We start from the raw sequence: 1,716 nt of genomic DNA, 5'->3' as shown, positions 1-1,716 counted from the left end.
GGCTCGGGCCGCTGCCGCTGCGCGATGCCTTGCGGGCGCTCGCCGGGCCAGCCTGGGAGCTGTCCGTCGATGACGCTGCGCGCGCGGTGTGCTTCGCGCGCGTGACGACTTCGCGTGCGGCGACCGCCAGCCCCATTCCTGCGGCTGCGGCATCGAGCGCGCCGGCCGCCGAACCCGCCGATCCCCACGCGCCCCAGGAGGCCCAGCCATGACCATCCCGCAACTTCCCGACGAGAACGCCGGCCGCGCGCGCTGGTTCAAGATCGCAGCGGCCGCGTGGCTGCTGCTCGTGAGCATCCTCGCCGTGGTCAACAGCGTGGGCCTGTCGCGCCTGAGCGAGCAGAGCCAGGCCAGCGCCCAGGATGCGCACGTGCAGGCGCTCAACACGCGCGTCGCCGAACTCGAACAGCAAGCGGCAGCCTCGAAGAACCAGCCCAAGCCTGTCACCCAGCCCGACTTCGAGGCGGCCCGCAAGGCGCTGGACGAGCGCCTGACGCAGGTCGAGCAGGCCCAGGCCGCAGACACCCATGCCGGCGACTTGCAGGCGCTGCAGGCGCGCATGGGCGACCTCGAAGCGCGCATGAAGCGAACCGCCGCGCCTGCCGTGGCGCCCCAGCGCACCGCCGAGCCGGCCAAGCCCAAGGTGCCCGAACCGCCGTTCAACGTCGTGGGCGTGGAGCTGCGTGGCGGCGAGCGCTTCCTGTCGGTGGCGGCGCCCAAGGCCTCGTCGGTGCTGGACGTGTGGCTGCTACGCGAAGGCGATGCCGTGGGCGCGTGGCATCTGCTGGCGATCGAGGCGCGCGCCGCCGTGTTCCGCGTGGATGGCCAGACCCAGCGCATCGCGCTGCCGTAGGAGTCGGCCATGAAGCACGCCGCCATCTGCTTCGCCGCCATCCTCGCCGCCATCCTCGCCGCTATCGCAGGCGCGGTAGGCACAGCAGGCACAGCCTCGGCGCAGTCGGCGCCGGTCGCGTCTTCGCGCACCGTTCCCGCCCAGGTGCAGAACAGCAACGACTCCGCGCTGGACGAGCGCCTGGCGCGCGATTGGGGCCTGCGCTCCGAAGAATGGGCGCGCTATCGCCAACTGATGCAGGGGCCGCTGGGCATCTATTCCCCGAACCTCGATCCGCTCACGGCGCTGGGCATCGAGGCGCGCAGCGACGAGGAACGCAACCGCTATGCAGAGCTGCAGGTGCAGGCGGAATCGAAGCGCGTGGGCAAGACGCTGGCCTACCAGCGGGCCTACGACGCGGCGTGGAAGCGGCTCTATCCGGGACAGCAGCGCGTGAACATCCCGGGTGCGAAGGCGCCGGGCGCCGGCAACCGGGGCTCGGGCCGGCTGGCGGTTTTCGTGAAGGCCGAGTGCCCGCCGTGCGAGCAGCGCCTGCGCCAGTTGCAGGCGGCCGGCACCGCCTTCGACCTCTACATGGTCGGCAGCCGCCAGGAGGATGCCCGCATCCGCCAGTGGGCGACGCAGGCCGGCATCGACGCCGGCCGCGTGCGCTCGCGCACCATCACGCTCAACCATGACGCCGGGCGCTGGCTGTCGCTCGGCCTGCCCGGCGATCTGCCCGCCCTGGTGCGCGAGGTCAACGGTCAATGGCAGCGGCAGTAGCCCGCCGCGCAGGCTGCGCGGCCCTGGTCCTCGGCCTCAGCGCCCATGCCGCCATCGCCTTCGGCCAAGAGGTGCCACCACCCGCCTACCAGATCGCCGCC

The 1,716-nt window shown here is 72.5% G+C and carries 2 protein-coding genes and 1 pseudogene; all 3 read left to right on the top strand.

What is annotated here, in order from left to right; all coding sequences use genetic code 11:
- Positions 1 to 212 (top strand): annotated as a pseudogene (locus tag AC27IQ_RS23910) (PFGI-1 class ICE element type IV pilus protein PilL2); the annotation flags it as partial.
- Entirely contained in the window at positions 209 to 853 is a 645-nt protein-coding gene (locus AC27IQ_RS23905; RefSeq protein ID WP_487091049.1) for a hypothetical protein, read from the top strand. The pseudogene AC27IQ_RS23910 and the gene AC27IQ_RS23905, both read left to right, overlap by 4 nt.
- 9 nt (positions 854 to 862) lie before the next feature.
- Positions 863 to 1,615 carry a TIGR03759 family integrating conjugative element protein gene (locus AC27IQ_RS23900; RefSeq protein ID WP_487091048.1) on the top strand — a complete coding sequence of 251 codons (753 nt, stop codon included), beginning with the start codon at positions 863 to 865 and terminating at the stop codon, positions 1,613 to 1,615.
- The last annotated feature ends 101 nt before the right edge of the window (positions 1,616 to 1,716 follow it).

The organism is Acidovorax sp. KPB24-07 (genome assembly GCF_057543315.1).
Note: the sequence above shows the minus strand (reverse complement) of the source record. Positions and strands in the feature narration are given on the sequence as shown.